This window comes from Shewanella sp. SM20 (genome assembly GCF_025654545.1).
Classification (GTDB): Bacteria; Pseudomonadota; Gammaproteobacteria; order Enterobacterales; family Shewanellaceae; genus Shewanella; species Shewanella oncorhynchi.
In genome coordinates this window covers 75,294-101,659 of record NZ_JAKKRK010000001.1, presented here as the reverse complement: position 1 = coordinate 101,659, position 26,366 = coordinate 75,294, and the positions used below count along the sequence as shown (strand labels likewise).

General features: G+C 45.3%; 22 protein-coding genes. 6 read left to right on the top strand and 16 right to left on the bottom strand.

The window, feature by feature from the left end; genetic code table 11:
* Positions 1 to 33: 33 nt before the first annotated feature.
* From L5M18_RS00485 to L5M18_RS00475, 3 genes are all read right to left on the bottom strand, one after another.
* Entirely contained in the window at positions 34 to 528 is a 495-nt protein-coding gene (locus tag L5M18_RS00485; protein ID WP_088585931.1) for a PIN domain-containing protein, read from the bottom strand.
* Entirely contained in the window at positions 509 to 1,612 is a 1,104-nt protein-coding gene (locus L5M18_RS00480; protein WP_088585932.1) for a helix-turn-helix domain-containing protein, read from the bottom strand. The genes L5M18_RS00485 and L5M18_RS00480 overlap by 20 nt, the downstream gene beginning before the upstream one ends.
* Before the next feature lie 164 nt (positions 1,613 to 1,776).
* Positions 1,777 to 2,370, bottom strand: coding sequence for a tyrosine-type recombinase/integrase (locus L5M18_RS00475; RefSeq protein WP_012588474.1), 594 nt, complete (start codon positions 2,368 to 2,370; stop codon positions 1,777 to 1,779).
* Positions 2,371 to 2,885: 515 nt separating this feature from the next.
* Between L5M18_RS00475 and L5M18_RS00470 the strand changes: the two genes are divergently transcribed.
* From L5M18_RS00470 to L5M18_RS00460, 3 genes are all read left to right on the top strand, one after another.
* Complete coding sequence (locus L5M18_RS00470; protein ID WP_263195682.1) at positions 2,886 to 3,983, top strand: UDP-2,3-diacylglucosamine diphosphatase; 1,098 nt, start codon at positions 2,886 to 2,888, stop codon at positions 3,981 to 3,983.
* Positions 3,973 to 5,850, top strand: coding sequence for a lysophospholipid acyltransferase family protein (locus L5M18_RS00465; RefSeq protein WP_263195681.1), 1,878 nt, complete (start codon positions 3,973 to 3,975; stop codon positions 5,848 to 5,850). Before L5M18_RS00470 ends, L5M18_RS00465 begins: the two co-directional genes overlap by 11 nt.
* Before the next feature lie 124 nt (positions 5,851 to 5,974).
* Entirely contained in the window at positions 5,975 to 6,406 is a 432-nt protein-coding gene (locus L5M18_RS00460; protein ID WP_263140136.1) for a CBS domain-containing protein, read from the top strand.
* Between the two features lie 62 nt (positions 6,407 to 6,468).
* Here L5M18_RS00460 and L5M18_RS00455 read toward each other — a convergent pair whose 3' ends face one another.
* Entirely contained in the window at positions 6,469 to 7,821 is a 1,353-nt protein-coding gene (locus L5M18_RS00455; protein ID WP_263195680.1) for an NCS2 family permease, read from the bottom strand.
* A gap of 723 nt (positions 7,822 to 8,544) precedes the next feature.
* Here L5M18_RS00455 and L5M18_RS00450 point away from each other — a divergent pair.
* Positions 8,545 to 8,916 carry a PilZ domain-containing protein gene (locus tag L5M18_RS00450; protein ID WP_173243387.1) on the top strand — a complete coding sequence of 124 codons (372 nt, stop codon included), beginning with the start codon at positions 8,545 to 8,547 and terminating at the stop codon, positions 8,914 to 8,916.
* A gap of 81 nt (positions 8,917 to 8,997) precedes the next feature.
* Here the strand turns inward: L5M18_RS00450 and radA are convergent, their stop codons facing one another.
* The gene (gene radA / locus L5M18_RS00445) at positions 8,998 to 10,362 is read right to left on the bottom strand and encodes a DNA repair protein RadA (RefSeq protein WP_006082696.1); all 1,365 of its coding nucleotides are present in this window, start codon (positions 10,360 to 10,362) and stop codon (positions 8,998 to 9,000) included.
* Between the two features lie 100 nt (positions 10,363 to 10,462).
* On the opposite strand from radA, the gene L5M18_RS00440 reads away from it, so the two are divergent.
* Positions 10,463 to 12,844: a PilZ domain-containing protein gene (locus L5M18_RS00440; RefSeq protein ID WP_263195679.1), complete on the top strand. Its 2,382-nt coding sequence runs from the start codon at positions 10,463 to 10,465 to the stop codon at positions 12,842 to 12,844.
* Here the strand turns inward: L5M18_RS00440 and L5M18_RS00435 are convergent.
* Entirely contained in the window at positions 12,841 to 13,827 is a 987-nt protein-coding gene (locus L5M18_RS00435) for an alpha/beta fold hydrolase (RefSeq protein WP_263195678.1), read from the bottom strand. The two genes, L5M18_RS00440 and L5M18_RS00435, sit on opposite strands and share 4 nt — an antisense overlap.
* 115 nt (positions 13,828 to 13,942) lie before the next feature.
* Positions 13,943 to 14,923, bottom strand: coding sequence for a phosphoserine phosphatase SerB (serB, locus tag L5M18_RS00430; protein ID WP_263195677.1), 981 nt, complete (start codon positions 14,921 to 14,923; stop codon positions 13,943 to 13,945).
* A gap of 79 nt (positions 14,924 to 15,002) precedes the next feature.
* Between serB and L5M18_RS00425 the strand changes: the two genes are divergently transcribed.
* The gene (locus L5M18_RS00425) at positions 15,003 to 16,037 is read left to right on the top strand and encodes a YtjB family periplasmic protein (protein ID WP_263203618.1); all 1,035 of its coding nucleotides are present in this window, start codon (positions 15,003 to 15,005) and stop codon (positions 16,035 to 16,037) included.
* 189 nt (positions 16,038 to 16,226) lie between these two features.
* Here L5M18_RS00425 and deoD read toward each other — a convergent pair whose 3' ends face one another.
* From deoD to prfC, 9 genes are all read right to left on the bottom strand, one after another.
* Complete coding sequence (gene deoD / locus L5M18_RS00420) at positions 16,227 to 16,937, bottom strand: purine-nucleoside phosphorylase (RefSeq protein ID WP_113939310.1); 711 nt, start codon at positions 16,935 to 16,937, stop codon at positions 16,227 to 16,229.
* Positions 16,938 to 17,028: 91 nt separating this feature from the next.
* On the bottom strand, positions 17,029 to 18,243 hold the full coding sequence (locus tag L5M18_RS00415; RefSeq protein ID WP_212599321.1) for a phosphopentomutase: 1,215 nt from the start codon (positions 18,241 to 18,243) through the stop codon (positions 17,029 to 17,031).
* A 9-nt stretch (positions 18,244 to 18,252) separates the two neighbouring features.
* The gene (gene deoA, locus L5M18_RS00410; protein WP_263195675.1) at positions 18,253 to 19,584 is read right to left on the bottom strand and encodes a thymidine phosphorylase; all 1,332 of its coding nucleotides are present in this window, start codon (positions 19,582 to 19,584) and stop codon (positions 18,253 to 18,255) included.
* A gap of 184 nt (positions 19,585 to 19,768) precedes the next feature.
* Entirely contained in the window at positions 19,769 to 20,539 is a 771-nt protein-coding gene (gene deoC / locus L5M18_RS00405) for a deoxyribose-phosphate aldolase (RefSeq protein ID WP_219234627.1), read from the bottom strand.
* A 420-nt stretch (positions 20,540 to 20,959) separates the two neighbouring features.
* The gene (locus L5M18_RS00400; RefSeq protein WP_263195674.1) at positions 20,960 to 21,799 is read right to left on the bottom strand and encodes an outer membrane protein OmpK; all 840 of its coding nucleotides are present in this window, start codon (positions 21,797 to 21,799) and stop codon (positions 20,960 to 20,962) included.
* A gap of 347 nt (positions 21,800 to 22,146) precedes the next feature.
* Positions 22,147 to 23,442 (bottom strand): NupC/NupG family nucleoside CNT transporter, encoded by a 1,296-nt coding sequence (locus L5M18_RS00395; protein ID WP_263195673.1) that lies wholly within the window; start codon positions 23,440 to 23,442, stop codon positions 22,147 to 22,149.
* 176 nt (positions 23,443 to 23,618) lie between these two features.
* Positions 23,619 to 24,383, bottom strand: coding sequence for a TatD family hydrolase (locus tag L5M18_RS00390; RefSeq protein ID WP_263195672.1), 765 nt, complete (start codon positions 24,381 to 24,383; stop codon positions 23,619 to 23,621).
* 10 nt (positions 24,384 to 24,393) lie between these two features.
* Entirely contained in the window at positions 24,394 to 24,597 is a 204-nt protein-coding gene (locus tag L5M18_RS00385) for a hypothetical protein (protein ID WP_263195671.1), read from the bottom strand.
* A 90-nt stretch (positions 24,598 to 24,687) separates the two neighbouring features.
* Complete coding sequence (gene prfC / locus L5M18_RS00380) at positions 24,688 to 26,268, bottom strand: peptide chain release factor 3 (protein ID WP_263195670.1); 1,581 nt, start codon at positions 26,266 to 26,268, stop codon at positions 24,688 to 24,690.
* Positions 26,269 to 26,366 lie beyond the last annotated feature (98 nt).

Here is a 26,366-nt window from a genome sequence, read left to right as displayed (position 1 = left end):
AAATTGCACTTTATGAGGGCAACCTATTAATTATTAATTTACTTGCTCTAGTTCTACTAAAGCTTGTTCTGCGTTATGCCAAGGTAGACGCCTGCCATTGGCTTGCATCTGCTTATAGGCTGCTCGCGCTTGTTCGGTATTGATTTGCTGATGAACCACCAGTTGGCTTACTAGCCAAACTGTGCCTTTAACAATGGCAGCTTCTTTTTCTGCTGCTTTTCTCAGTGCCATATCACCGGTCAGTAAAGGACACTGTTCTTGCTTTGCTAAAGCAAGGGCAAAACAATCGTTTCGGCTCGCTTGGGTATAGGTCCCCGTTAGCTGCATGGCATACATCATTGATTCTGCAGAAACCTCTTTTAGCGCTAACCCTAAATCCAGAAGGTGGGGATGATCTTCTTCAAGTTCTTCAACAAAAAGAATATCTGGCGTTGCAAAGTCATAGGGCAACTGAAACATTGCTTCCAGTAAACCACCTTCTTCCATGTCAATGAGGATATTGGCATCACTAATTAGCAGCTGCTGCACGGCTAGCCTCCTGAGCTAACTGTGCTTGAGTCGGCACCTCCAACTTTCGTTCTTTACGAAAGCTAGAAACCGACATTCCCAGTAACTCTGCGGCTTTTGATTCCCCAATATACTCCTCACCTAGCGCACGATAAACGAGTTGCTTGTGTAGATAAGTCGACTCATGCGGGTAAGCTTTTCCTGGCTCCTCCGTTCGCCAGCCATTTTTGCTAAACAGCATAAATAGGTTTTTCTGAGTCGCAGGCGTAATTATTCCACATTGGCCAGCTCGAAACAGTGCCGCTAGCATGCTAATACCGTATTCGTGCTTTAGCATGAGTAATTCACGCGGTTCAATATGACGGCGCTTTTCACCCAAGTGTTCAATAAGTGATTGGGTAGGTAAAAGAAATGCACCAGCAAAGGCATTACAAGCCTTCTCCTCATCAATCCCTTCAGCTAAACGACCATGCACGACTAAGTGCCCAAGTTCATGGGCCAAGGTGAAGCGCTGACGGTCACCACTTTGGGCGGTAGAGATCACCACTACAGGAGTGCTACCAATCTTGCCCGCTAAACCGTCAAACTTCTTATCAGTTTCCACATCAGTGGTAATGATCATCACCCCTTTAGCTTCGAGGGTATCGATCATATCGTGAATAGGGTTTAGCCCTAGCTCCCAAGCATGGCGCATCTGAATAGCCAAGTCTTCCGCTTGTTCTAAGCTAAAGATTTGTTCTGGAAGCTCATTTGGTAAAGTAAACTCAGGGATAGGCTTCACTGAGTCGGGATACAACTCTAAAAGCTCTTGCCAACGTTCAGCTTGTTCTAAAACATCGCCATTAATTCGGTCTAACACTTTCTTTGGTGTACTAGCACGCTTGCGGTACTCTACGCCCTCTAGTTTCACCTTCGTTGGACGAAAGAAGTACTCAGTGCGCACATCGAGCGCTTTCGCGAGTTTTAGTAGGTTTGAAGAAGAAGGCATAGCCGTGCCATGTTCATACTTTTTAATGGCGTTAGCGGACAGTCCTACCTCGTTGGCTAATGCATTCATGGATAGCCCGGCAGCCTTACGGGCTCGTTCTAAGCGTTCTGCAAACATGGAATCCTCTCAAGCAATAGCTCGGTTTATAAAGTCATTAAAATTATGTTTAATATAAACCTTATAAATAAGATTTTCTATCTATTTTGCAGCGCAGGGTTCTCCATTTTGCTCATGCCTAACCTTACAACCTACCGATGTATATAGACTTATTACGGGTAACGTCAAAACTCTATATCTTCAGATATATTTAATGCATCTTCCATTTCTACCCCTAGATAGCGAATGGTACTATCCAACTTGACATGGCCTAGTAGTAGCTGCACGGCTCGTATGTTCTTTGTTCGAGCATAGATCAACGTTGCTTTTGTTCTTCGCATAGAGTGAGTTCCATACAGGTGAGAGTCATAGCCAAGTTGTGATGCCCAACGACGAATGATTGTTGAATAACAGCTATAACTCATTGGTCTGCCCGACTTTCGAGGACTTGGGAAAAGATAGTCTGAAATGGCTAATTGGCTGTGTATAAACCACTGGGTTAACGATTGTGCCGTGCGTGACGTGATTTCAAATTGTACCTCTCTACCCGTTTTACTTTGGCTATAAAGGACACGATTTTGGATAATACCACCTGACGAAATATCCCTTACTTTCATCCTGAGTAAATCACATGAGCGTAACTTGCAATCAATAGCGAGATTAAGTAACGCTAGCTCCATGATATTACCTTCGATTTCGAGTCTAGTGCGGATACGCCAGATATCCTCGAGCTTAAAGGGCTTTTTCTGCCCAGTTCGATGGCCTTTTTTCGTCCACATAACTGACCCCTAAATGACTTTAGAAATGTCCTTATTTATTTTAGCTTGAGATTGAGGTCAATGAGTTGAATAGATATGCAATTTAGGAAATTGTGACAGATTTGAAACTCAAAACTGTAGTGTATTTGGTCTAACTGATAATGGGGGCAATAGCTTTTTAGCTACACGAACAGCAGAAGTGTTAATTAAGATTGGCATTGTTGCAACTGTGACCGTTGGCGGCATGGATGCCATCGTCGAGCCCTCAGGGACGCTTCTTGTTAAATGCTAGGGCGGCGTGTCACAGGGGAAACAATGACAATTCATGCTGCAAACTGACAACAAAGTTATCTTGCTTTGGGGCAGAAGTAAGTTAAACCAACCTATCGGATCTAATTACATCCTGATGTGAATCTTGCAGGTTCAGTCCAGGCTAATTCACCTTTTGTCATCTGCATGTCATCTAAACTTCATCATTCGGTCAAAGCCCCCCACTAAGCTCATATTCGTTAACAGCCTAATGGGGTGAATACGAGATGACAGGATTTAATTTCAGGAAACTTGAGAGGTCTACGCGGGAAGAGATAAATGACCCCAGCCTTTCTCCTCCCATCTTTAATCGCTCAACACAAACGCCAACATTAGCACCAACATCCTCAAATCAATTCAATTGTGCCGCGATTACCCCATCCGCATTAACTTCAGCCCATACCCCAAGCATCACAGTTAACGCTCTCTGGTTGTCAGATATCCATTTAGGCTGTAAGGATTGCAAGGCTGACTACCTGCTCAGCTTGCTTGAAACCGTGCGTTGTCAGCACTTGTATCTGGTCGGTGACATAGTCGATTTATGGGCGTTGAAACGTAAGCTGCACTGGCCCAATAGCCACAATAAGGTACTGCAGAAATTCATTGAACTGGCACAAAACGGCACCCAAGTGATTTATCTGCCGGGCAACCACGACGAACTGATTAAACCCTACGCCGAGCTAAGCCTGTGGAATATTAAAATTGCCCGCCAACATATTCACCACGGAATTGGCGGCCATAAACTCTTGATGCTCCACGGGGATCAGTTTGATGCCGATGTGTGTGTCGGCCGTTTCTACGCCATATTGGGCGACCATTTATATGACCTATTATTGTTCCTCAATCGCAATCTCCATAGCTTGCGGGAACGCTTAGGTTACCCCTATTGGTCACTGGCAAGTTACATCAAATCCAAAGTGGGTAAGGCTCAAGCCGCTATTGGACATTACCGTCAAGCGGTACTCAACTATGCCCAGCACTTTGATGTTGACGGTGTGATCTGCGGTCATATCCATCAGCCTGAACTCTCGACTCACCCCAGAGCCGCCCAATATTACTCACCACTCAGCCCCCCAGAAAAGAGGCAGATCATCTACGCCAACGACGGTGACTGGGTCGAAAACTGCAGTTTAATCACAGAAACCTTAAGCGGCGAATTACAACTTTGCCGCTGGAACGAGCAAACGCTCAAGCTCGATATTCTCAACAGTATAGCGCTGGTACAACAGCCGTCTGAGACGCACAAAGACAAGCAACAAAAAACGGCAGCGCAGCAAATGCCAAACACAAATACCGGCGAAACTCGCCCAAGGGATGTTGCCTAACACTATGAATCAATTACATAACGCTATGGAATACAATGAAAAAACGCTAAACAGCAACCTTAGCCATAACAAGCATACTGTGCCGTTTAAGGCGAATAACATGATTTTTACCGTTGATAATGTGGTTGAACAAAATCTACCAGCGATCAATGACAAACCTTGGCTCGCTAAACCTGCCAAGGCCATGCTGCGTTACCTGCTCAATGAAAAACAGTGCAACGATATCGCCAGTCAATATACCTATTTACAGGGCGTAGACTTTGTCGAACAAATGCTGGCGAGTTTTGACTTTAGTTTTACCGTGCCCGCCAACGAAATAGAAAATATTCCCTGTGAAGGCCGAGTGGTCATATTCGCGAACCATCCTATAGGTTCACTCGATGCATTAGCGCTCATCAAACTCATCAGTGAAGTTCGCCCTGATATTAAAGTCGTCGCGAATGAACTCTTGATGGCGCTGGAACCGCTGCACTCAATCCTACTGCCGGTGCGCAATATGACGGGTGGCACACCGAAACAACATTTAGAAAAAATCCACCAGCACCTGCGTAACGAAGGCGCAGTGCTGATTTTTCCGTCGGGCGAAGTCTCGCGTCTGCGCCCTAACGGCGTGCGTGATACCCAATGGCACTCAGGCTTTTTAAAGATGGCGATTTCCTGCAATGCGCCCCTACTGCCAATATTTTTAGATGCCAAAAACTCTGCCACTTTCTACGGCGCATCTATGATTTACAAGCCACTTGCGACACTGCTGCTAGTGAAGGAAATGTTCAAGCAGGCTAAACGTAATATGCCGATCCGCATTGGCGAGCTCATTCCCAATGAAGCCGTACGCTCAATGGACTTTCCACTCAAGACAAAGATAAAACTGCTTAAAAATCACTTGTATCGTATCGGCAAAGATAAAGAGCCACTGTTTATCACCCAGAGCGCTATCGCCCACCCCGAATCGCGCCGTGAACTGCAAGCGGCACTGCAACAATGTGAACTTCTAGGGGAAACGCAAGATAACAAGTTGATTTATCTCTACCAACACCACGACAGTAATCCCATCATGCGGGAAATCGGCCGCCTGAGGGAAATCGCCTTTCGCGCCGTAGGCGAAGGTTCGGGCAAGCGCCGCGATATCGATAAATACGATTCCTACTACCAACACTTAGTGTTGTGGGATAAAGAGCAGTTTGAAATTATCGGCGCCTATCGTTTTGCCAGTGGTGAGCAAGTCTTAGCAAAATATGGCGACAACGCACTCTACAGCCAATCCCTATTTCAATACGCCGACAGCTTTATGCCCTTTGTGAAGCAAGGGTTAGAACTCGGTCGCAGCTTTGTACAGCCTAAATATTGGGGTAAACGCAGTTTAGATTATCTGTGGTTTGGCATTGGGGCTTATCTCGCCAAGCATCCTGAATATCGTTATCTATTTGGCCCTGTGTCCATCAGTAATCAACTGCCTGGAAGTGCGAGGGAAATGCTAGTGCACTTTTATGCGCGGGAATTTGCACCTGCGCAGCAGATGGCAGTTTCCATGTCACCCTTTGGCTTATCTAAATCCCAAAAAGCTAAGTTAGATGACTTGTATTTCTCCGAGGATTATCAGAGTAACTTTAAGCAACTCAAACAAGTGCTCGCGAGTATGGGGGCGGCCGTACCTACGCTCTACAAACAATATGGTGAACTGTGTAAAGCCGATGGGGTTAAGTTTCTCGCCTTTGGTATCGACGCCGACTTTGGCGATTGTATCGATGGCTTAGTGCTGGTGGACACCCACAAACTGAAAGGCAAAAAGTATCAACGCTACATAGGCGCACACTTGCCCGAATCGGAGCGGATGCCAATCACAGCAGATGATGAGCCAGAGGCCTAAGATCTTTGCGTTAAAACTTTGTAATGGGTGTTGGCTAAACTTGCACCACTCTGTTATAAGTAACTGTAATGCTGCGCATTAACAGAGCGCATCTTAGGATGCGCAAGCTTAACAGGGGATCATCATGCCGATCATTATCGCCGATATTATGAGTACCCGAGTCGTCACGGTTGAAATGGACGATCGATTAACTGTGGCGAAGGAAATCTTCGACCAAGCGAGCTTTCATCACTTGTTGGTCGTCGATGAGTACCAACTTGAAGGCGTGTTATCGGAGCGGGATCTATTGCGCGCGATTAGCCCGAACTTGGGCAGTAGCGCGGAAACCGCAAGAGACTTAGAAACTCTACAAAAACGTGTACATCAAGTGATGACGCGTAATCCGGTTACCGTCGCACCCCACATCAATTTAGACACGGCCACCCGCATGTTATTAGATAACGATATCGGCTGCTTACCCGTGTTAGAGGACGGTAAATTGGTTGGGATTGTTACTTGGAAAGACTTATTACGTGCCTATTGTGAGTACAGAGCACAAAATCAAAGCGAGTGCTAATCCTAAGACTGCACTCGCTTCTGTTCTCAATAACTCAGTTCAAATCACTCAGTTTGCCTAACTTAAATCGCCCAGCCACCCATATAAAACACCACTAAACCTAAGGTGATGGCAAGCACGCCTAACTTCAGTTTGCGCCATTCGCCACTGCAAATACGGCCTACCACCAGTGTCACAAAACCCAGCATAATACCGGTAACGATATTACAGCTTAAGATGATAAACACAGCGCAGGTTAAGCCCGACATGGCATCAACTTTATCGTCAAAATCGAGTTTCGCCACATTACTCAGCATCAACAAACCCACATACATCAAAGCAGGCGCTGTCGCATAGGCAGGCACTAAGTAGCTTAATGGCGCTAAAAACATCATCAATAAAAACAGTACGCCAACGATAGTCGCGGTTAAACCTGTCTTACCGCCCGCTGCAGTACCCGCCGCCGACTCGATATACACAGCCGCTGGTGCACCGCCGACTAAACCTGCCACCATACTGCTGACTGAGTCTGAGGTTAAGGCTTTACCACCGCCGACAATATTGTCGTCTTTATCGAGTAAATTTGCTTGGCCAGCCACAGCACGAATAGTGCCGGTCGCATCGAAAATCGCCGTCATCACTAACGCTAATACGATAGGCAAGACCACAGGATTAAAGGCTCCCATAATATCGAGCTGACCAATCAGTGAATGCTCTGAGGTAAAATCAGGCAAGGCGAACAAACCTTGGTATTTAACGCTCGGATCGAACACTAAACCAAATACCGATAGCGCGATAATCACCAACAAAATACCGCCTGGTACACCGCGGCGCTCTAAACCAATTGTCGCCGCTAAACCTATAACGGTAGCGATAACAGGTAAGCTGTTAATGTCGCCTAACTTCACAGGTAAGCCTGCGCTATTGGCCACAATCAACTGCACACTGTTAGTCGCAATCAAAAGTAAAAACAAGCCGATACCTATGCCTGTACCGTGGGCTATGCCCTTTGGTAAATTCGCCAGCACCCACTGGCGAATACCTGTCACACTCACAAGCGTGAACGTGACGCCCATTAGGAAAATAGCGCCTAAGGTGACTGGAATCGACATTCCCTGACCTAGGACTAAGCTAAACGCAGTAAAGGCCGTGAGCGAAATAGCGCAGCCAATCGCCATAGGTAAGTTAGCCCATAAACCCATGAGCAAAGAACCAAATGAAGCAATTAAACAGGTTGCAATAAACACGGCGCCGGGATCAAACCCCGCTTGGCCTAACATGTTTGGCACCACAATCACTGAGTAGACCATAGCGAGGAAAGTCGTTAATCCCGCAATCACTTCTTGGCGAACTGTGCTGCCACGTTGTTGAATAGAAAAATAACGGTCCAGAAACGAACCAGAGGGTACGGCTGTTGAACTCAATTGCTCAGACATAATGTTGTTATACCTTGTGATCTCTTAAAATGGGGTCGGTACCAATTACCTAAAACGCAATTGGCGACGCTGGCTGCGGCAGATTAGAGCCCCAAATCCATCGGACTTGGGTGAGAGATCCACATCATTTTCCTACTGTGGGAAAAATCCATGATCTGCAAGCAGTGATGCTTCGCGATGATTAACAAGCCATTAATCATGTAGACGCAGCCGTTGTTGGCCGCGGATGATACTGGAATCTCCCAAAGATAGCTAAGACATCCCCTACACTTCGATAAAAAATTAGCGGCAAAAACTGAAATCTGTTGTTTAAAAAAACGCCTAAACCTATGTAATAACTGCTACTTAATATCACATTAATCACGATAAGAGTCTGCCAGTGCCGCGTAAACGTACGCTAACTTCACCCCTCCTTCATCTCCCAATATTAGAATATGGCAAGTCAACCAAACCTTGATACTTAGTGTATTGATACTTAGTGTATTGATACTTAGTGTATTGATACTTGGCGTATTAACGTTTCAGGGGTTGTTGTACAAGGAGCCACACTTACGCTTTATGTAACGAACACCTCGTCATTCACACAGCCTGCGTGAATATGCGATCTTGGTAGCTTTATTGAACAAAAAATTACTCTGCTTTTACAGCCACATCAATATGACTTATGCTTAGAGGCACTGATGGGACTACACTTAGCTGACTATGAAAGAAAAAGGATTGGGTATGGACGAAAGGCGTAAGTTTTCGCGGATTCTATTTGCCACGAGCGCACATCTACAACAAGGTGGAGCACAGTGGGAGACGACCATTCTCGATTTGAGTCTAAATGGTGCCTTGGTTGAAGAACCGCAAAATTTTATTAATTCGGGTGATGCTATTACCCTCAGTTTTGCCTTACCAGAATCTGACATTGAGATCCGTATGGAAACTGAGTTGGTCCATCAAAAAAATGCCCAATTAGGTTTGAAGTGTAACTTTATCGATGTTGATAGTATCAGCCACCTAAAACGTATGGTGGAACTGAACCTAGGTGATGCTTCTTTGCTAAATCGTGAACTCATGTTGTTTATCGAAAAACACAATATCACAGATTAAGACACTCGCTCACAAACACAAACAGCGCCTCATGGCGCTGTTTTGCTTGCTGGTGTTAACTCACTTCGCGAGCATTTGATGCTAAATCGCTTCTAGCGCTTCGGATAACTTAGAAACACCCACCACTTCCATCCCAGCAGGAGGCTTTTTCGGCACATTGGCCTTGGGCACTATTGCTCGCTTAAAACCATGCTTAGCGGCTTCGATTAATCGCTCTTGCCCATTGGGCACAGGACGAATTTCGCCGGACAGCCCGACCTCACCAAAGGCCACTAAATCGCTAGGCAAAATATCACCGCGAAAACTCGATACCATAGCAAGCAGCAAGGTTAAGTCGGCACTGGTTTCAGTCACTTTCACGCCGCCCACCACGTTAACAAACACGTCCTGATCCGACATCTGCAAACCACCATGGCGGTGCATTACGGCAAGCAACATGGCCAAACGGTTTGCATCCATACCCACAGCCACGCGGCGCGGGTTAGACATGGCCGAGTTATCCACCAGCACTTGCAGCTCCACCAGCAAGGGCCGCGTGCCTTCCCAAACCACCATGACAAGCGATCCAGAAGATTCTTCTTCACCACGAGAAAGGAAGATTGCCGAAGGATTGGCGACTTCCTTTAAGCCGCGCTCTGTCATGGCAAATACGCCTAATTCATTGATCGCGCCAAAACGATTTTTATGGGAGCGCAAGGTGCGGTAACGACTATCGCTATCCCCTTCAAACATCACTGAGCAGTCGATACAATGTTCCAATACCTTGGGCCCAGCCAAACTGCCATCTTTGGTCACATGGCCGACCATGATCACGGCAATGCCATTTTCTTTCGCAAAACGGGTTAAGTAAGAAGCGGATTCACGCACCTGCGACACACTGCCTGGGCTCGATGCCACATCACTCATATGCATCACTTGAATCGAGTCAACAACGATGACTTTAGGCAATTCTTTAAGGGCAACTTCGCAAATTTGCTCGACGCTGGTTTCAGACAACATCCGCAATTTATTGGTTGGTAAACCAAGGCGATGGGCGCGCATCGCTACCTGCTGCAACGATTCTTCACCCGTGACATACAGTGCAGGCATTTGCTCGGCCAGATGACACAGAGTTTGCAATAAAAGCGTACTCTTACCAGCGCCTGGATGTCCACCAATCAAAATGGCAGAACCTGGTACAATCCCACCACCGAGCACTCGATCTAATTCGCCAAAATGACTCAAGATCCGCGGTAAGGCATTGAGATCGATTTGATCTAATGTCTTCACTTCATTGCTGCTTGCTCCGGCATAACCGACAAACTTAGTGCTGCGCCCAGGCGAAGCTGCACCGAGCCTCACCTCAGTGATCGTATTCCATTCCTGACAAGCGCTACACTGCCCTTGCCAACGAGGAAAGTCTTGTCCACACTCATTACATACGTACGCCGTTTTATTCTTTGCCATAACTCATTAAAATCTGTATAAAATCAATTTAAGTAACTGCGAATACTGCCGACATAAGACTAACAGCCCAATACAAAATAAGCATTAAAAAGAACCCTACATGAGTCTAGATAACCATAGTGCACTCATCGAACAGCTCAAGCCATTGCTCATGGAACCTAACTTCCAAGAGATTTTCCATCAGCTGACGATAGATGAAACCAATTCGACCCGTTTTCTAGTGAAAATGGAACTCAGTCGCTTGGCTTCACCATGCACGCGAATTATCGATCTCAGGGATAAATCTGAGCTTCCTTGTGTTGAAGTGATGTTAGGTCAACAGCGACATTTTTTAGATGAACCCGCCAAAAACAGTATGCATGAGGCCATGTCACTGTTTCGCAACCAATATACCTTGGGAGTATACGAGTATGTGCTCAATGCTCACCAACAACGTCGGTTAAAGTTGCGCCAAAATGTCACGCAAGTGGAAGCCGCTGAGTCAGAGCCTTTTATGGTGCCAGGCGTGGTATTAGGCAGTTATTTCAACCGCACAGAAGAGCGGATGAATTACAGTATTCGCATCGCAGCATCGCAAACCGGCCGTGGTGAAGTACAAGGGATAACTGCAGATTTATCCGTAGGTGGTGCCCGTATTCGTCTTGCAGCCAACCATCCCTTCGATCTCGACCATCCCCTTAAAATAAAATTACTGGAACTCAGTGAAGAGTTTTACTATCCCGATCTCCAGCTCGGTGTTGACTATGAGGTTGTCGATAGCCAAACCAATGGCGAATATATTTGGTTAAGACTCAAACGTATTGGGGGCAGCGAAGCCTTAAGTGAAATGCTTGGCAATTTAATCCGCGGCTACAAACTGCGTTACAAAGTAGATGTGAATGATGTGATAGTCACAGCAACAGGGCTTGGATTTGAGCGTCATTATTTACCCCATTTGCCGCACTTACCTTTATATTTCAATACTCAAACTCAAGGTTTGAGCCACATGCTACTCAGCCGAGACAACCAGCAGATAGTGCATTATTTTCAAGATGAAAATGATGTGAGCCAGTTACCAGCTATGCTGACACCAAGCCGTTTATCTGCGCTACTTAATCATCCTGAAAATCCCGACCATGGACTATTTTTTAGCTTTACCTATAATGCTCAAGGTTGCTTATATTTTTACTCTGCCACCTTAGCAGAGCTTAAAGCTAAGGGCATGATGCCTTTATTCCTAGGCTTTGCATCGACCAAGCCCAGCTGGCGGATCTTTAAAGTTACCCAAGATAAAATTTATCATGATAAGGGCTATCGCCGCGCAACCCTGCCGGGCGATGAGGCTAAATTCAGCCCATTGGTCGAACAACAATTATCACAATTTAGTCATTTGCTTCAGCTCATCGAAATCAGCAACGAAGATACCAGAGGCCATTACAAAGCTTGGCAAGACGATAGTAATGCCAACGCCCTAAAAACCTTTGGTCAACAAAGACTGACCACCAATCAAATTAAGTTAGTTTCCATGCAGTTTAGCGAGCGACGCCAAGAGGCGCGTTTCGCCTTTAAAACCTTAGTTAATGTGACTCAAGACAAGCACAAAGCCACGGGCATTACTTTAGATATTTCTAGCCGAGGCATGCAATTAACCTTGGATAATCCTGCCGATTTTTCATCAAATAAACCACTACTGTTAAGCTTCCCAAAGCTCCAAACCATAGCAGGCAAAACACAGCTAGATAACCTCCCCTACCGCTTAGTGCGTACCCGCAAGAATGGTGTAACCTTGCATTTAACCGCCGTTATGGGCCATACGCCCCATGTTGGGGTCGAATTTTTAAATAAACTTATTGCCCATAACAAAGAAAAATTAGAGCAACTCACCGAAAACAATAGTGAAATCAAAGAACTTGCCGATGGTTTAAAAAATATTTTGATGCATGATTTACATTCTGTGCCCTATTTTGTTGAAAAAACGACAAAATCTGCCCAAGTCGCTTGTTTAGGCGTTGGTACACAACAGGATGAGATCAGCGATATTTTTGCCGCGGGCACCTCAGATACCCTGCAATATAATTTAGCGCCACTGCTAAAAGACGGTTTTTTTAAGCAAGATATTCTCGAACCTATCCGTCAAATGAAACCTCAACAGGACATGGATTTTATTGAAGTGTTTATTCAGTTAATTCGTCAATCTCGCGGAAAAATCTTTTTAAAGTGCACTCTTGCAACTGAAATCGGTGATGTCGAAGCACAGATAACCTTTATCAATCAGAGCAAAGCATTAGGCAGGTTCCTCGCCCTACGCATTTATCGCGGCGCGACAGAGAAGCCAGACATGAACTACCTACGCCGTGAATTGGAATACATTAATATTCATGCAAACCATAAAGCTAAGCAGTTAGAAGAACAGTTATGGCGTGTGATTGGTGTCGGCGAACTGTTAGATATTACCCAAGAAGTCGAATTAAGATACCCAGTACTTCATAAAAAGCAGTCTTAATTGTTCAATACCGCCAGATCAAAACTTAAATACCAATCCCTTATCTTAGGAAAATGATCACTGGTGGCATCTAAATGCGTCAGCATATCTGCATGACCATAGTCATGCTTAAAGCCATTATCCTTAGAGAGAAGCGTCGATTTAACCCGTTTAAAACCACACTCTACGACCATATCCGCCACATCTTCTGGATGCCCCAACACAGTATCGTTTTGCCCTGAGATAAACCAAGCCGGTGGCCAATGAGCATGCTTTGCCGCTTTCGCATAATCAAATCTATCATCGTGATCGATCCAATCGCCCCGCACCCAATCGATACTTTGAACTAATGAGGCGCGGCTCTCATTGTCCATACCAATGCGCAGCTTATCGGCGGCGAGGTAACCTTGTCCCATCGCTAAACCTGGCGCTAAACGATTCCAAAAAACATCAACCATTAACCACTTTTTGAAGGATTTAACCCGAATTGTCCGTTTGCTACCGAAAGTAAGCAGTGAACGAACGCTTTGCTGCAAATCAGGATATCGGGCCAAACTACTCGCCATCAACACACCGCCCCATGAATGGGCACACCAATGCACCTGCGAAGGCGCCACGGCTTTATGAGTCGTCTGCTCTTGGCAGACTTTTTGATGTAAATCGAGAATCGCCTGCTGCACTAAAGGTAACTGCTCGCGGATCACTTCACCCTGCCCTAAGGTAAAATCACGATCAATTTTAGGCAAGCTGAGCCCTCTTCCTGCAGTATCCAGCACATACACCACAAATCCCGCCTTCGCTAAATAACAACCAAGACCACGGCCACTCTGGCTATAAAACACCCGACCGTTAGACATAGCGCCATGGAGCATGAGGATAGGCGTCTTAGAAAAATCAGGCGCAGCCGGTAATAACTGGCGTAGATGCAGTTGACCATCGCGGTACGGCAGGTAGATTGAAGACTGTGAAATGGTCGAAATTGAGCCTTGGGCGAGCTGAGTCAAAATAAGTCACTGGTAGTTTATCAATATCCCTAAACTACCAGCTCATCAATAAAAGACAAGAGTCATTGCTCTAACTCAGTCTCTATCCAGACTTATATTTAAATAAATGAATAACCTAGATTTGTAGCAGATAAGGTAGAACCCGCAGGTCGAGATGGCGAATATTGGCATCCGCCGCCGCAGCCAGCTTAGGTTTGGCATGGAAAGCGATACCAAAATCCGCTGCCATCACCATAGGAATATCATTCGCGCCATCGCCGATCGCGACTCTTTGGCCTTTTGGAATTTGCCACTGCTCACTGCAACGCTCAACCACATCTGCTTTAAACTGCGCATCCACAACTTTACCCGTTACTTCACCCGCAAGTTTACCGTCAGTGATCACTAACTCATTAGCAAAGGCCGCATCTAAGTTTAACAGCAGCCTTAAATGGCCAACAAAAGGCGTAAAGCCGCCAGATGCCACCACTAAACGCCAGCCATGGGATTTAAGCTCTAAAAGCATAGGCTCAAGCCCTGGCATCAAAGGCAAGTTGTCGCACAAGGTCGTGATAATACTGGCATCAGCGCCCTTAAGCTGTGCCACGCGCTGGCGCAAACTCTGCTCAAAATCTAGCTCACCTTGCATAGCACGTTCAGTAATCGCCGCCACGCGCTCGCCAACGCCTGCCATGGCCGCTAATTCATCAATACATTCAATCTGAATCGCCGTTGAATCCATGTCCATCACTAATAAACCGGGATGATTCAAGCAAGGCAAATCAAAATTGATGACATGCAATTCAGCTAAAGACTGCGGGAATGCCGCTAACTGCGCCTGAGAAGGCAAATTTACCAGTGCCAACTCGATACAATGTAAACCAACTTGGCGTTCGATATGGGCGATACCGATAACGTTAGACTGAGGCAATTGCGCTATCCAGGCCGATATTGTCGCCTCTACCGCGGCATCTTGATAAATAATTCGCACACGTGAAACACCAGCGGGGTTTGCTGACTCTTGATAACGTTCAAACACTTGCCCTTGGCGTTCAAACCTTGGGGAATGGTCAGAGACTAACCACAAAAAAAGCGCATCTTGGTTCAAGCTTTCCATCGGACTTAAATTCTCCAACTATCGGGCTCACTCAGAATCAATTATGATTAGGCAAGCGCTCTACATTTTAAGGGTCAAAGTGTTATATCTTAAAGGGCTAAAGAAAAGCCATAAAATCAGTAGACTGATCCAAATTGCCGCCGCCTTCGCCTTGATATTCGGCTTAGTACAATTGTGGCAAACAAGCCTACTACAAGGTCAGCTGCTTCTAAAGTCCCAAACTCAAAAGATGGCCAGATTACTGGTACAGCAAACCGCTTATGGTGCCGCGCCCGCGCTACAACTGCAAAATGACGAGCAGTTGCAATGGCTCGCCAGCGCTTTAGTCGAAGATCCTAAGGTGATGTCCGCCGCCATCTTCAGTGACCAAGGCATGCGGCTATCCTTCGCTCAAAGCATCACTAAGGATGTAGTTGATCCTGACTCGGAAGAAATGAATTTGCTGCTAAGCAAATATCCTCCCTATGTAGAGCCCGTGATCCAAGAAGGGAAAAATCTAGGTTATGTCGAAGTCAGGCTTGATACCAAGTTATTTTTCAATGAAATCAAAGAAGCCCATAATTTAAACATGGAGCAACAACAAATCATGCTGTTGGTTGCAGGCTTGATTGGTATGTTGCTTTCACGCTCTTTGTCTTTCAAACGTGCCGACTTCGACCGCCGCCGCTTTAGGGTTAAGTTGCGTCAAGCGCCGAAAAAACCTAAGAAACGATCCATAGCTGAAGAGCCATCAGAAAGTGTTAATGATGGTTTGACGCAAGTGCTAACCGAAGATCAACTGGTGTCGACCACTGATAATCCACAAGAAAAAGCGGCTAAACCCACTAAGGCGCCAAAAGCAGTGACAGAGGCAAATACCGATAAGCTCACTCAGACCAGCGTGCAAACTAAGGCCGAAAAAACGTCAAAAAAATCATTGGAATTACAGGATAATACAGCAGTTGAAAACGCGACAAACGATGCGGTTCAAGCGGCACCTGTAAAGATGAAACCTAAAGTTAAAAGTGTCCGCCGGGTAAAACATGCGACTAAAGCGACAGCCGCTGCGGCCGAAACCTCGACGCCAAAAACGCTCAATGAGCCAAGCGATCTCGACACAGATTCAACAGGTTAATCTCGATCTCAATAGATAGGAAAATCACTACACCTAGATAGCTAAGCTCTAGATAAGCCTTAAACAAGCAATTTCTAATAACCAAACCATTAATAACAAAGTCGAATAGAACAGCCGCTAAAAATTGGCATAAAAAAGGGTTCGCATTGCGAACCCTTTTTTCAGTAGCACACTCTTACAGAATCACAGTTACAGTGTAATCGCCGCTTCTAATGTCATGATAATCATGTCATTGAATGTGGTTTGACGTTCTTCTGCAGAAGTCTTTTCACCGGTGCGGATATGGTCAGATACAGTCACAACGCACAGGGCACGCGCACCAAACTCATGGGCAACACCGTACAAACCAGCCGCTTCCATTTCAACGCCTAATACGCCCATCTTCTCCATCACGTCAAACATTTGTGGATCAGGAGTGTAGAACAGGTCCGCAGAGAAAATGTTACCTACGCGAACTTTAGTGCCACGAGCTTTCGCAGATTCGATAACCGCATTCATCAGCTCATAGTTAGCGATAGCGGCAAAATCTTGGCCTTTAAAACGTAAACGGTTAACCGCTGAGTCAGTACATGCACCCATACCGATGATCACGTCACGTACTTTAACGTCAGTGCTGATCGCACCACAAGTACCCACACGGATCAGGTTCTTAACGCCGTAATCACGAATTAATTCAGTTGCATAGATAGAGCATGAAGGAATACCCATGCCAGAACCCATTACTGAAATACGCTTACCTTTGTAAGTACCAGTAAAACCTAGCATGTTTCGAACATCAGTCACTTGCTCAACATTTTCTAAGAATGTTTCAGCAATATATTTTGCACGTAATGGATCGCCTGGAAACAGCATTGTCTCAGCGAATGCGCCCTCTACAGCATTAATGTGTGGTGTTGCCATCGAAATAACCCCTGTTTATTTTATTAAGACTTAAGTCTTTGTTTACTGGCGGCAAATGTCAGCCGCCAAATCGAAATAAATGCTAATTTGCCTAAAGGAAAGATTCACCATAGGCCATAGGTTCAAGCTTAAAGTGGCTAGCAATAGATTGACCGATATCGGCAAAGCTCTTACGACGCCCCAAAGAACCTGCTTTCAATCCAGCGCCAAAGGCTAATACTGGCACATATTCACGAGTATGATCCGTACCTTGCCATGTTGGATCGCAACCGTGATCCGCCGTTAAAATCAGCAGATCGTCTTCACCTAATAATGCGAGCATTTCAGGCAAACGGGCATCAAAATATTCCAGCCCTTTGGCGTAGCCAGCAACATCACGGCGATGACCGTAGTGAGAGTCGAAATCAACGAAGTTAGTAAACACGATAGTGTTATCACCCGCAGATTTCACTTCGGCTAAGGTCGCATCGAAAAGTGCTTCTAAGCCGTTCGCCTTCACTTTTTTAGTGATACCACAGTAAGCATAAATGTCGGCAATCTTGCCTACACTCACCACTTCACCGCCAGCCTCTTTCAGCTTATCGAGTACAGTTTTTGCAGGTGGCGCGAGCGAATAATCCTTACGATTGCCGGTACGGGCAAAATCACTTGGACCAGTACCATCAAATGGACGGGCAATGACGCGACCTATGTTGTAAGGCTCTAACTCTTCACGGGTTATTTCGCAAAGACGATAGAGATTGTCTAAACCGAAGGTTTCTTCATGACAAGCGATTTGGAATACTGAATCAGCAGAGGTGTAGAAAATAGGCTTGCCAGAGCGCATGTGCTCTTCGCCTAACTCTTCTAAAATGGTTGTACCTGAGGCATGGCAATTACCTAAGAATCCATCCAGACCTGCACGGGCTAAGATCTTATCCGTCAGTTCTTTAGGGAAAGAATTTTGATGCTCGCTGAAATAACCCCACTCGAATAGTACGGGCACGCCCGCCATCTCCCAGTGACCGCTCGGCGTATCTTTACCCGAACTTAACTCTTGTGCATGACCATAAGCACCAATCAGCTCAACATTATCGCCAAAACCGGGTGCAAAGGCGCCAGTACTTTCCATCGCCGCATGGCCTAGACCTAAGCGCGCTAAGTTAGGTAATTTCAGCGGACCTTCACGGCCAATATCGGCTTTGCCTTCGGCGCATGCTTTAGCAATATGACCAAAAGTATCGGAACCGACATCACCAAAGCTTGCTGCATCAGCAGAAGCACCGACTCCAAAGGAGTCCAACATCATAATAATGGTACGTTTCATAATTCTTCCTTAAAGATCCGATGCACGAATATAGGCATAGATCTCAGGTGTTTTTTCTGGAGCGGTTTCACCAATGTGAATCGCTTTTTTCACCGCAAGTTCAGCTTCCGCGAAGGCGGCTTCAGACTGTGCATGGATAACGGCAATCGGAGTCGATGAATCTACTTTATCGCCTAAAGCACACACTTGAGTTAAGCCAACACTATAGTCTAGTGCATCACCGGGCTTACGGCGGCCGCCACCTAAGGTCACAACCGCTAAACCTAATTCACGGGTATCCATGCTATAGGCATAACCTTTCATATCGGCAAAAACTGGACGAATAATTTGTGATTGCGGTAGGTATTTATTGTAGTTTTCAACAAAATCGACTGGACCACCAAGACCCGACACCATCTTGCCAAAGAGTTCTGCAGCGCGACCATTGTCGAGTACACGATTCAGTTTAGCGCGAGCATCGGCTTCATTGCTTGCAAGACCGCCCAGAAGCAACATCTCAGCGCAAAGACCCATAGTGACTTCATATAAACGCGGGTTACGGTAAGCACCCGTTAAAAAGTCGATGGCTTCTTTCACTTCAACCGCGTTACCGGCGCAAGATGCAAGCACTTGATTCATATCGGTAAGCAAAGCTGTCGTTTTAGTGCCCGCGCCATTAGCAACAGCTGCAATACTGCGAGCTAATTCTTCCGATGCTTCATAGGTTGGCATGAAAGCACCACTACCGACTTTCACATCCATCGCTAGCGCATCTAAATTACAGGCTAATTTCTTAGACAAAATCGACGCTGTGATGAGGGAAATGGATTCAACGGTGGCGGTATTATCGCGGATAGAATAGAAACGTTTGTCGGCAGGAACGAGATCGCCTGTTTGACCAATAATCGCAACACCGACTTCTTTAACCACTTTGCGGAATAATTCACTTGATGGCTCAGTTTGATAACCCGGAATGGCATCAAACTTATCGAGCGTGCCGCCCGTATGACCTAGGCCACGTCCAGAAATCATAGGCACATAACCACCACAAGCCGCAGCCATAGGGCCAAGCATGAGGCTAATCACATCACCCACACCGCCAGTGCTGTGTTTGTCGATAACAGGGCCATTGAGTCCCAATGACTGCCAATTAAGTACAGTGCCAGAATCACGCATCGCTGTTGTTAAAGCGATTCTTTCATCCATGTTCATGTCATTAAAGTACACAGCCATGCCTAATGCGGCAATCTGGCCTTCGGACACTGCGTTAGTAGTGATACCTTGAACAAAAAACTGTATTTCTGCGGAACTTAGCGCTAAACCATTACGTTTTTTACGAATAATCTCTTGAGCTAGAAACATGATACTGCCTCCAAGATAGACACTAACAACCCTGTCGCTAGTGCTTATCTTTGCAATGAAACATCAAAACTGTAGCAATATTACAAGTTCATACTATCGAAGTTTTGAGTTTGCCAAATAGATTTAGGTCACACTTAATTAGGCTCGCTATACGCTGATAGTATTAATCAGCGATAGTTTGCAATTAATAGCCTTGAGTCGGCTTAGGCGCATCAGCTAATTCTAGTGTGTGTAACAAGCTGTTTAGTAAACTTGAAGCACCAAATCTAAAGGTACGTGGTGAAACCCATTCAGCACCTAAAATACGCTCAGCAACACCAAGGAATTCAGCCGCTTGTGCAGCATCACGCACACCACCGGCAGGCTTGAAGCCTACTTGTGTATTCTTCTCGCTAATCACAGTTAACATGATTTCAGCGGCTTCAAGTGTGGCGTTTACAGGCACTTTACCAGTAGAGGTTTTAATAAAGTCAGCACCTGCATCGATTGAAAGCTCTGATGCACGGCGGATAAGTGCAGGATCAGCTAACACGCCAGATTCGATGATGACTTTTAACAAGACTTCACCACAGGCTTCTTTACAGGCTTTAACTAATTCAAAACCAATTGTTTCATTGCCTTCCATCAGTGCGCGGTATGGGAATACCACGTCAACTTCGTCGGCACCATAAGCAACAGCGGCGCGAGTTTCTAGCACAGCAATGGCAATGTCATCATTGCCATGGGGGAAGTTAGTCACAGTGGCGATTTGGATATCTTCAGCACCGATCTCATCTAACGTCTTGCGTGCAATCGGGATGAAACGTGGATAAATGCAGATAGCGGCAGTATTGCCCGCAGCCGTTTTCGCTTTGTGGCACAGGTCGATCACTTTTTGATCTGTGTCGTCATCATTCAAAGTCGTTAAGTCCATTAACTCAATGGCGCGTTGTGCTGCTTTTTTTAAATCAGTCATAATAGCTCTCCAAAATAAAAATTAAATGAATAGAAATCAGTCGCATAAAAGCAACGCTTGAGAGGTGGCATTATTTTGATTATTTTTATATGGCCGGGCCTTCAGGCGGTGCCGAGTAATTTGCTTGTACAAACTACCTTGTTGTAGGTATTCAATCTTGCCTAAGTCATAAAGAACAATAGGCATCCTGACACTTAAAATAACTTATAAGTGACCACGACTTGAATCCTTGAAGACCGGAAGAGAGGATACGAATAAAATCTTGCTCCTACTTTTCCGCGAAAAATCCATTTTAGCGCGAGAAAAACACAAACCTTTATATAAACCCACTTGTTAGCCTAATAGGCTTAGATAAAGACTCATGGTAAAACAAAGATGGAGCCGCATAATGCGGCTCCAACAAGCAATGATTACAAGAGATTAGAACTTGTAAGTTGCTGACAGGTAGTGTGACCAACCTGTTGATTCTAGAGCTAGAGCACCAGCACCATCTTCTAACAGATAAACGTCTTTGAAGCCTTTCAAGCCATAGCCCAGAGCATAACGATCTGAATGCCAGTATAGGCCGAAGAAGATGTTACCACCGTTTGACGTTTTTGGTACGAAAGCAGCTTGGTCTTCATCTGCACCGAATTGATAATCGATGTAACCTTGGAATGACAGGAAGCTCTTGTTATCAAAGAAGTAGAAAGGTTTGAACCAGTTAGCAGAGAACTGATATCCGTTCCACTCTTTAGCATTCAGGTCGTAGAAACCATATAGGTTCATACCTGTTTTGCCTAACCAAGGCACGTTTACATCAGCACCAACACCCCAGAATGAAGAGTTAACGCCTTCACCATTCAGACCGTCCCAGTTGAACAGAGTAGAGAAGTAAACTTCTTGAACTGGACCAAAAGATAAGTCTTTACCAGTCAAAGCATCGATAGACACACGTGGAGCAAACTTCATGAAAATTTTGCTTGTGCCAGAACCAGGGTTCTTATCACCGTTGCTGCTTGATTGGTTTGCTAAGTTGAATACGTCAACATAACCGTATAGATCGAATACGCCAGAACGACCGCCGAATTCCATTTCTAAGTAGTTGTGTTGATCGCCTGTTGCTGGGTTATCTGGCTTTTCACCAATAGAGTACATAGCGTTGAACTGCATCCACTTGTAATCAGAACCGTGAAGATCTGTACGATCAGCAGCAAATGCGTTGCCAGAGATTGCTGCTACTGCAGTAGCGGCTAAAGCTAAAGTTTTAACGTTTTTCATCATCAACCCCATTTATCTTGTTTGCTACCATCGAGGGTAGCGTTCTTTTTGTGGCGTTCGCATTCTACCTAGATTAAAAAAAATCTCAATAATCTAGCGTAAAATCACAAACACAAAATTCTTAATTGTGAACAAAGTCGCGACTTCTGCATTACGATTAATTAACGTAACCGTAGACTCACGACATTTAAGACAGAATGACAGCTACACTTCAGTTGCATTCTGTGTCTTTCAATTGGAGAAACTATTCACTACAGGAATCACTACTGGAAAATGGTTGAATTAACTTAGGCCCTGCCCTGCATGGTCAGGACCCAGTTAGTGGGGTTTCCCCCAGCTGTTGCTACTTAGATAGCTAAGAACAAACCAGCAAGCGTTGCGCTCATTAAGTTAGCTAAAGAGCCGGCGATAACCGCACGAATACCCATTGTAGCTAAATCATGACGACGGTTAGGAGCCATAGCACCTAAACCACCAAGCAAAATCGCGATTGAAGACAAGTTAGCGAAACCACACAGAGCAAACGAAATAATCGCTTGTGTTCTATGAGTCATCACAGCTTGAGTTTCAGCAACGCATAACGGCAGGCCTTTAACAACTTCAGCAGCAACCGCTGTACAAGTAGTGGCAGCATCAGAGATATATGGAGCAAAGTTTAAGTAAGCAACGAATTCGTTAACAATGATCTTTTGACCGATGAAAGAACCTGCTACTAATGCTTCATTCCAAGGCACACCGATAAGGAATGCTAATGGCATAAACACATAGCCAAGGATCAGTTCAAGTGTTAAACCTTCAACGCCAAACCAACCACCCACACCACCAATAATGCCGTTGACCATAGCGATCAAACCAACGAAGGCTAACAACATAGCGCCTACGTTTAAGGCTAAATGCATACCAGATGAAGCACCTGCAGCAGCGGCGTCTAATACGTTAGCTGGTTTGTCAGGATCTTCTGGTAAATCGCTCATGTCATTTTTAGCAGCTTCAGTTTCAGGGTGCATCAGTTTAGCCATTAATAGACCACCTGGTGCTGCCATGAATGAAGCGGCAACTAAGTATTCGATAGGTACACCCATCTGCGCGTAACCAGCCAATACTGAACCCGCGATTGATGCCAAACCACCCACCATGATCGCAAACAGTTCAGACTGCGTCATAGTTGGAATGAATGGGCGAACCACTAATGGGGCTTCAGTCTGACCAACGAAGATGTTAGCAGTTGCTGACATAGATTCAGTACGGCTTGTGCCCAATGCCTTTTGTAAACCACCACCGATGATACGGATGATCCACTGCATAACGCCTAAGTAATATAGAACCGCAATCAGAGAAGAGAAGAACACAATAACGGGTAACACGTTAACTGCGAAGATAAAGCCAAGTTTGAAGTTAGCTAAATCACCAAACAGGAAACCGATACCGTTTTGTGCGTAACCAATAACGCTAGAAACCGCATCAGACATCCCTTTCAGAATGTCTTTACCAACTGGAACATACAGTACAAAACCACCGAAGGCAGCTTGGATAGCTAACGCGACACCCACTGTACGTAAATTAATTGCTTTTTTGTTATTCGATAGGAGGAAACCTATCGCAAGTAGGGTGACCACCCCTACTAAACTCATTAATATATCCATTAACCATCACCCTATTGTTAACACTTTTTAATTATGTTGTTAATCAACCTATTTCCGAGTCAGATTATACCCGAGGCAAAGTCGAAAATCGTCGTTTTGATCATATTTTTGGAGTTTAATTTCAATCGCTTAGTGCAGAATGCTAGTGCGACCTACACCTGTTTATTTAAAAACAGCTAAAGGTCAAACAGTTGCATTGCATTCAACACCAAGTGTTCTGATATTAGAACACTTGATTTTTTTTGCAAATTGGCAATTTTGTCTATAAAAAGAACAAGGTTAGCGGGTTGGTTACGTTTTTCAGTAACATTTATTGGTGTCATTGCAGGAGAGTCAGTCTCAAGTATGAAGTGCTGAAGCGGTAATTCGCAGACAGTTTTGAGCAATTTTTTGGCATTAGGGTTCATAATCAAACCGCCAATTCCCAGCTTAAAACCTAATTTAATATATTCCTGTGCAATTTCAGTACTGCCAGAAAAAGCATGTATCACACCGCCCCTAGGCAATTGATACTTTTTCAAACACCCTAAAACCTCTGAATGTGCTTTTACGCTATGAATAATAACTGGCAGATTAACGGACTTAGCTAAAGCTAATTGTGCCTCAAAAAATGCGAGCTGCTGAGGCCAAGTTGAGGAATAGAGCTTATCTAAGCCACATTCACCAATAGCAACAAAGCGAGGACATTCTAGTAACGCCGAAACTTGAGATGTTAATGCTAAGATCCCAGCATCAACATCCTCTGGACAAAACCAAGGATGAATACCAAGGGCAAAATAAGTTTGGTATTGTTCGGCAACAGCGAGCTGTTTGTGCCAGTGCTGCGGCGACACACCGGGAATAATCAGATTATCTACGCCAACACTGTGCATTCGTAACACCACATCGTCGCGGTCAACATCAAACTCGGCAAAATCCAAATGGGCGTGGGTATCAATCACAGTAAATGCCTCACTCTGCGGTCGATTTACCAATTGAATGAGGTTCAGGTGGTGATACCGTTTCGTCAACCACCAAAGCTTTGGCACATTTTACCGCTAATGGCGGATCTTCAAGGCGTGGCATACAACAACGACGATTTTCGGGTGTCAGCCCCATGCGGTCGCACCACTGAATATAAACCTGCCATGTTTTTGTGATCCAATTCGCCATCATTCACATCCAGAACCGTTTTTAGATTTCATTAGATACAAAAATGGCGGTGAATTCACCGCCATTTCAACAACTATTCTAAACCGAACCTAATTAGTGCTCGCGGGTTTTTGCAAACTCAATATCAGGATACCTTTCCATCGAAAGATTCAGGTTGACCATAGTTGGCGCAATATAGGTTAAGTTGTCACCACCATCGAGTGCTAAGTTTTGGCTACACTTGCGGCGGAACTCTTCAAGCTTACGCTCATCCTTACAATAAACCCAGCGAGCGGTCGAAACACTAATACCTTCGTAAATGGCTTCAACGTTATATTCGCTCTTAAGACGACCAACAACCACTTCAAACTGCAGCACACCCACGGCGCCAACAATTAAATCGTTAGTATCGATTGGGCGGAATACTTGCACAGCGCCTTCTTCTGACAACTGTACTAAGCCTTTTAAGAGCTGTTTTTGCTTAAGCGGATCGCGCAGACGAATACGGCGGAACATTTCAGGGGCGAAGTTAGGCACGCCAGTGAAACGGAATTTTTCACCTTGGGTAAAAGTATCGCCAATACGGATAGTGCCATGGTTATGTAAACCGATGATATCGCCTGGGTAAGCTTCTTCAGCGCGCTCACGATCGCCCGCCATAAAGGTTAATGCATCGCTAACGTTAACATCTTTACCAATACGCACATGGTGCATTTTCATGCCTTGCTCGTAACGGCCAGAACACACACGCATAAAGGCGACACGGTCACGGTGTTTTGGATCCATGTTTGCTTGTATCTTGAACACGAAACCGGTGAATTTTTCTTCATCAGGCATGATAACGCGTGTATCGCTTTCGCGCGGTAATGGCTTAGGCGCCCACTCGACGATGCCGTCAAGAATATGGTCCACACCAAAGTTACCTAGCGCAGTACCGAAGAACACTGGCGTCAACTCGCCTTTCAAGAAAGCTGCATGGTCAAATTCATGCGACGCGCCGCGCACTAATTCCATCTCATTGCGCAAATCAGCGGCATAACTGCCAATCGCTTTCTCAAGATCAGGATTATTAATGCCTTTAATTACACGACGCTCTTGGATCGTGTGTCCCATACCGCCTTGATACAAGACCACTTCATCACGCAGTATGTGGTAAATACCTTTGAACTCTTTACCACTGCCAATAGGCCAAGTAATAGGTGCACAGGCAATATTCAGCACGCTTTCGACTTCATCCATCAGATCAATAGGATCACGGATATCGCGGTCGAGTTTGTTCATAAAGGTCACAATCGGCGTATCACGCAGACGTGTCACTTCCATCAACTTGATCGTACGGTCTTCAACACCCTTAGCAGAGTCGATCACCATCAAACATGAGTCAACGGCCGTCAGAGTACGATAAGTATCTTCAGAGAAGTCTTCGTGACCAGGCGTATCGAGTAGGTTAACAAGGGCGCCACTATAGGGAAATTGCATGACAGACGTAGTAATAGAAATACCACGGTCTTTTTCCATTTCCATCCAGTCAGACTTAGCATGCTGACCCGATTTTTTGCCTTTAACCGTACCCGCTTTCTGCAAAGCGTTTCCGAATAACAGCACTTTTTCGGTAATGGTTGTTTTACCCGCGTCGGGGTGCGATATGATCGCGAAGGTGCGACGTTTATCGACCTCTACTTTATTGCCTGACATGTTAACCTATGCACTTGTATCGCTAAAAAGGCGCAAATTATAGCGCCTCAGTTCGAGCTTGGCTAGGCAAAGCCCGAGATGAACTCGGGCTGAGGGAG

Bases quoted from the DNA above. Each gene is read 5' to 3' on its own strand.
- L5M18_RS00465 (WP_263195681.1), top strand. From the start codon at position 3,973: ATGTTGCCTAACACTATGAATCAATTACATAACGCTATGGAATACAAT.
- deoA (WP_263195675.1), bottom strand. From the start codon at position 19,584: ATGTTTCTAGCTCAAGAGATTATTCGTAAAAAACGTAATGGTTTAGCG.
- L5M18_RS00475 (WP_012588474.1), bottom strand. From the start codon at position 2,370: ATGTGGACGAAAAAAGGCCATCGAACTGGGCAGAAAAAGCCCTTTAAG.
- L5M18_RS00385 (WP_263195671.1), bottom strand. From the start codon at position 24,597: ATGATGGCGAATTGGATCACAAAAACATGGCAGGTTTATATTCAGTGG.
- deoD (WP_113939310.1), bottom strand. From the start codon at position 16,937: ATGGCAACACCACACATTAATGCTGTAGAGGGCGCATTCGCTGAGACA.
- serB (WP_263195677.1), bottom strand. From the start codon at position 14,923: ATGGAAAGCTTGAACCAAGATGCGCTTTTTTTGTGGTTAGTCTCTGAC.
- L5M18_RS00480 (WP_088585932.1), bottom strand. From the start codon at position 1,612: ATGTTTGCAGAACGCTTAGAACGAGCCCGTAAGGCTGCCGGGCTATCC.
- radA (WP_006082696.1), bottom strand. From the start codon at position 10,362: ATGGCAAAGAATAAAACGGCGTACGTATGTAATGAGTGTGGACAAGAC.
- L5M18_RS00440 (WP_263195679.1), top strand. From the start codon at position 10,463: ATGAGTCTAGATAACCATAGTGCACTCATCGAACAGCTCAAGCCATTG.
- L5M18_RS00470 (WP_263195682.1), top strand. From the start codon at position 2,886: ATGACAGGATTTAATTTCAGGAAACTTGAGAGGTCTACGCGGGAAGAG.
- L5M18_RS00400 (WP_263195674.1), bottom strand. From the start codon at position 21,799: ATGAAAAACGTTAAAACTTTAGCTTTAGCCGCTACTGCAGTAGCAGCA.
- L5M18_RS00395 (WP_263195673.1), bottom strand. From the start codon at position 23,442: ATGGATATATTAATGAGTTTAGTAGGGGTGGTCACCCTACTTGCGATA.
- deoC (WP_219234627.1), bottom strand. From the start codon at position 20,539: ATGACTGATTTAAAAAAAGCAGCACAACGCGCCATTGAGTTAATGGAC.
- L5M18_RS00450 (WP_173243387.1), top strand. From the start codon at position 8,545: ATGGACGAAAGGCGTAAGTTTTCGCGGATTCTATTTGCCACGAGCGCA.
- L5M18_RS00460 (WP_263140136.1), top strand. From the start codon at position 5,975: ATGCCGATCATTATCGCCGATATTATGAGTACCCGAGTCGTCACGGTT.
- prfC (WP_263195670.1), bottom strand. From the start codon at position 26,268: ATGTCAGGCAATAAAGTAGAGGTCGATAAACGTCGCACCTTCGCGATC.
- L5M18_RS00455 (WP_263195680.1), bottom strand. From the start codon at position 7,821: ATGTCTGAGCAATTGAGTTCAACAGCCGTACCCTCTGGTTCGTTTCTG.
- L5M18_RS00415 (WP_212599321.1), bottom strand. From the start codon at position 18,243: ATGAAACGTACCATTATTATGATGTTGGACTCCTTTGGAGTCGGTGCT.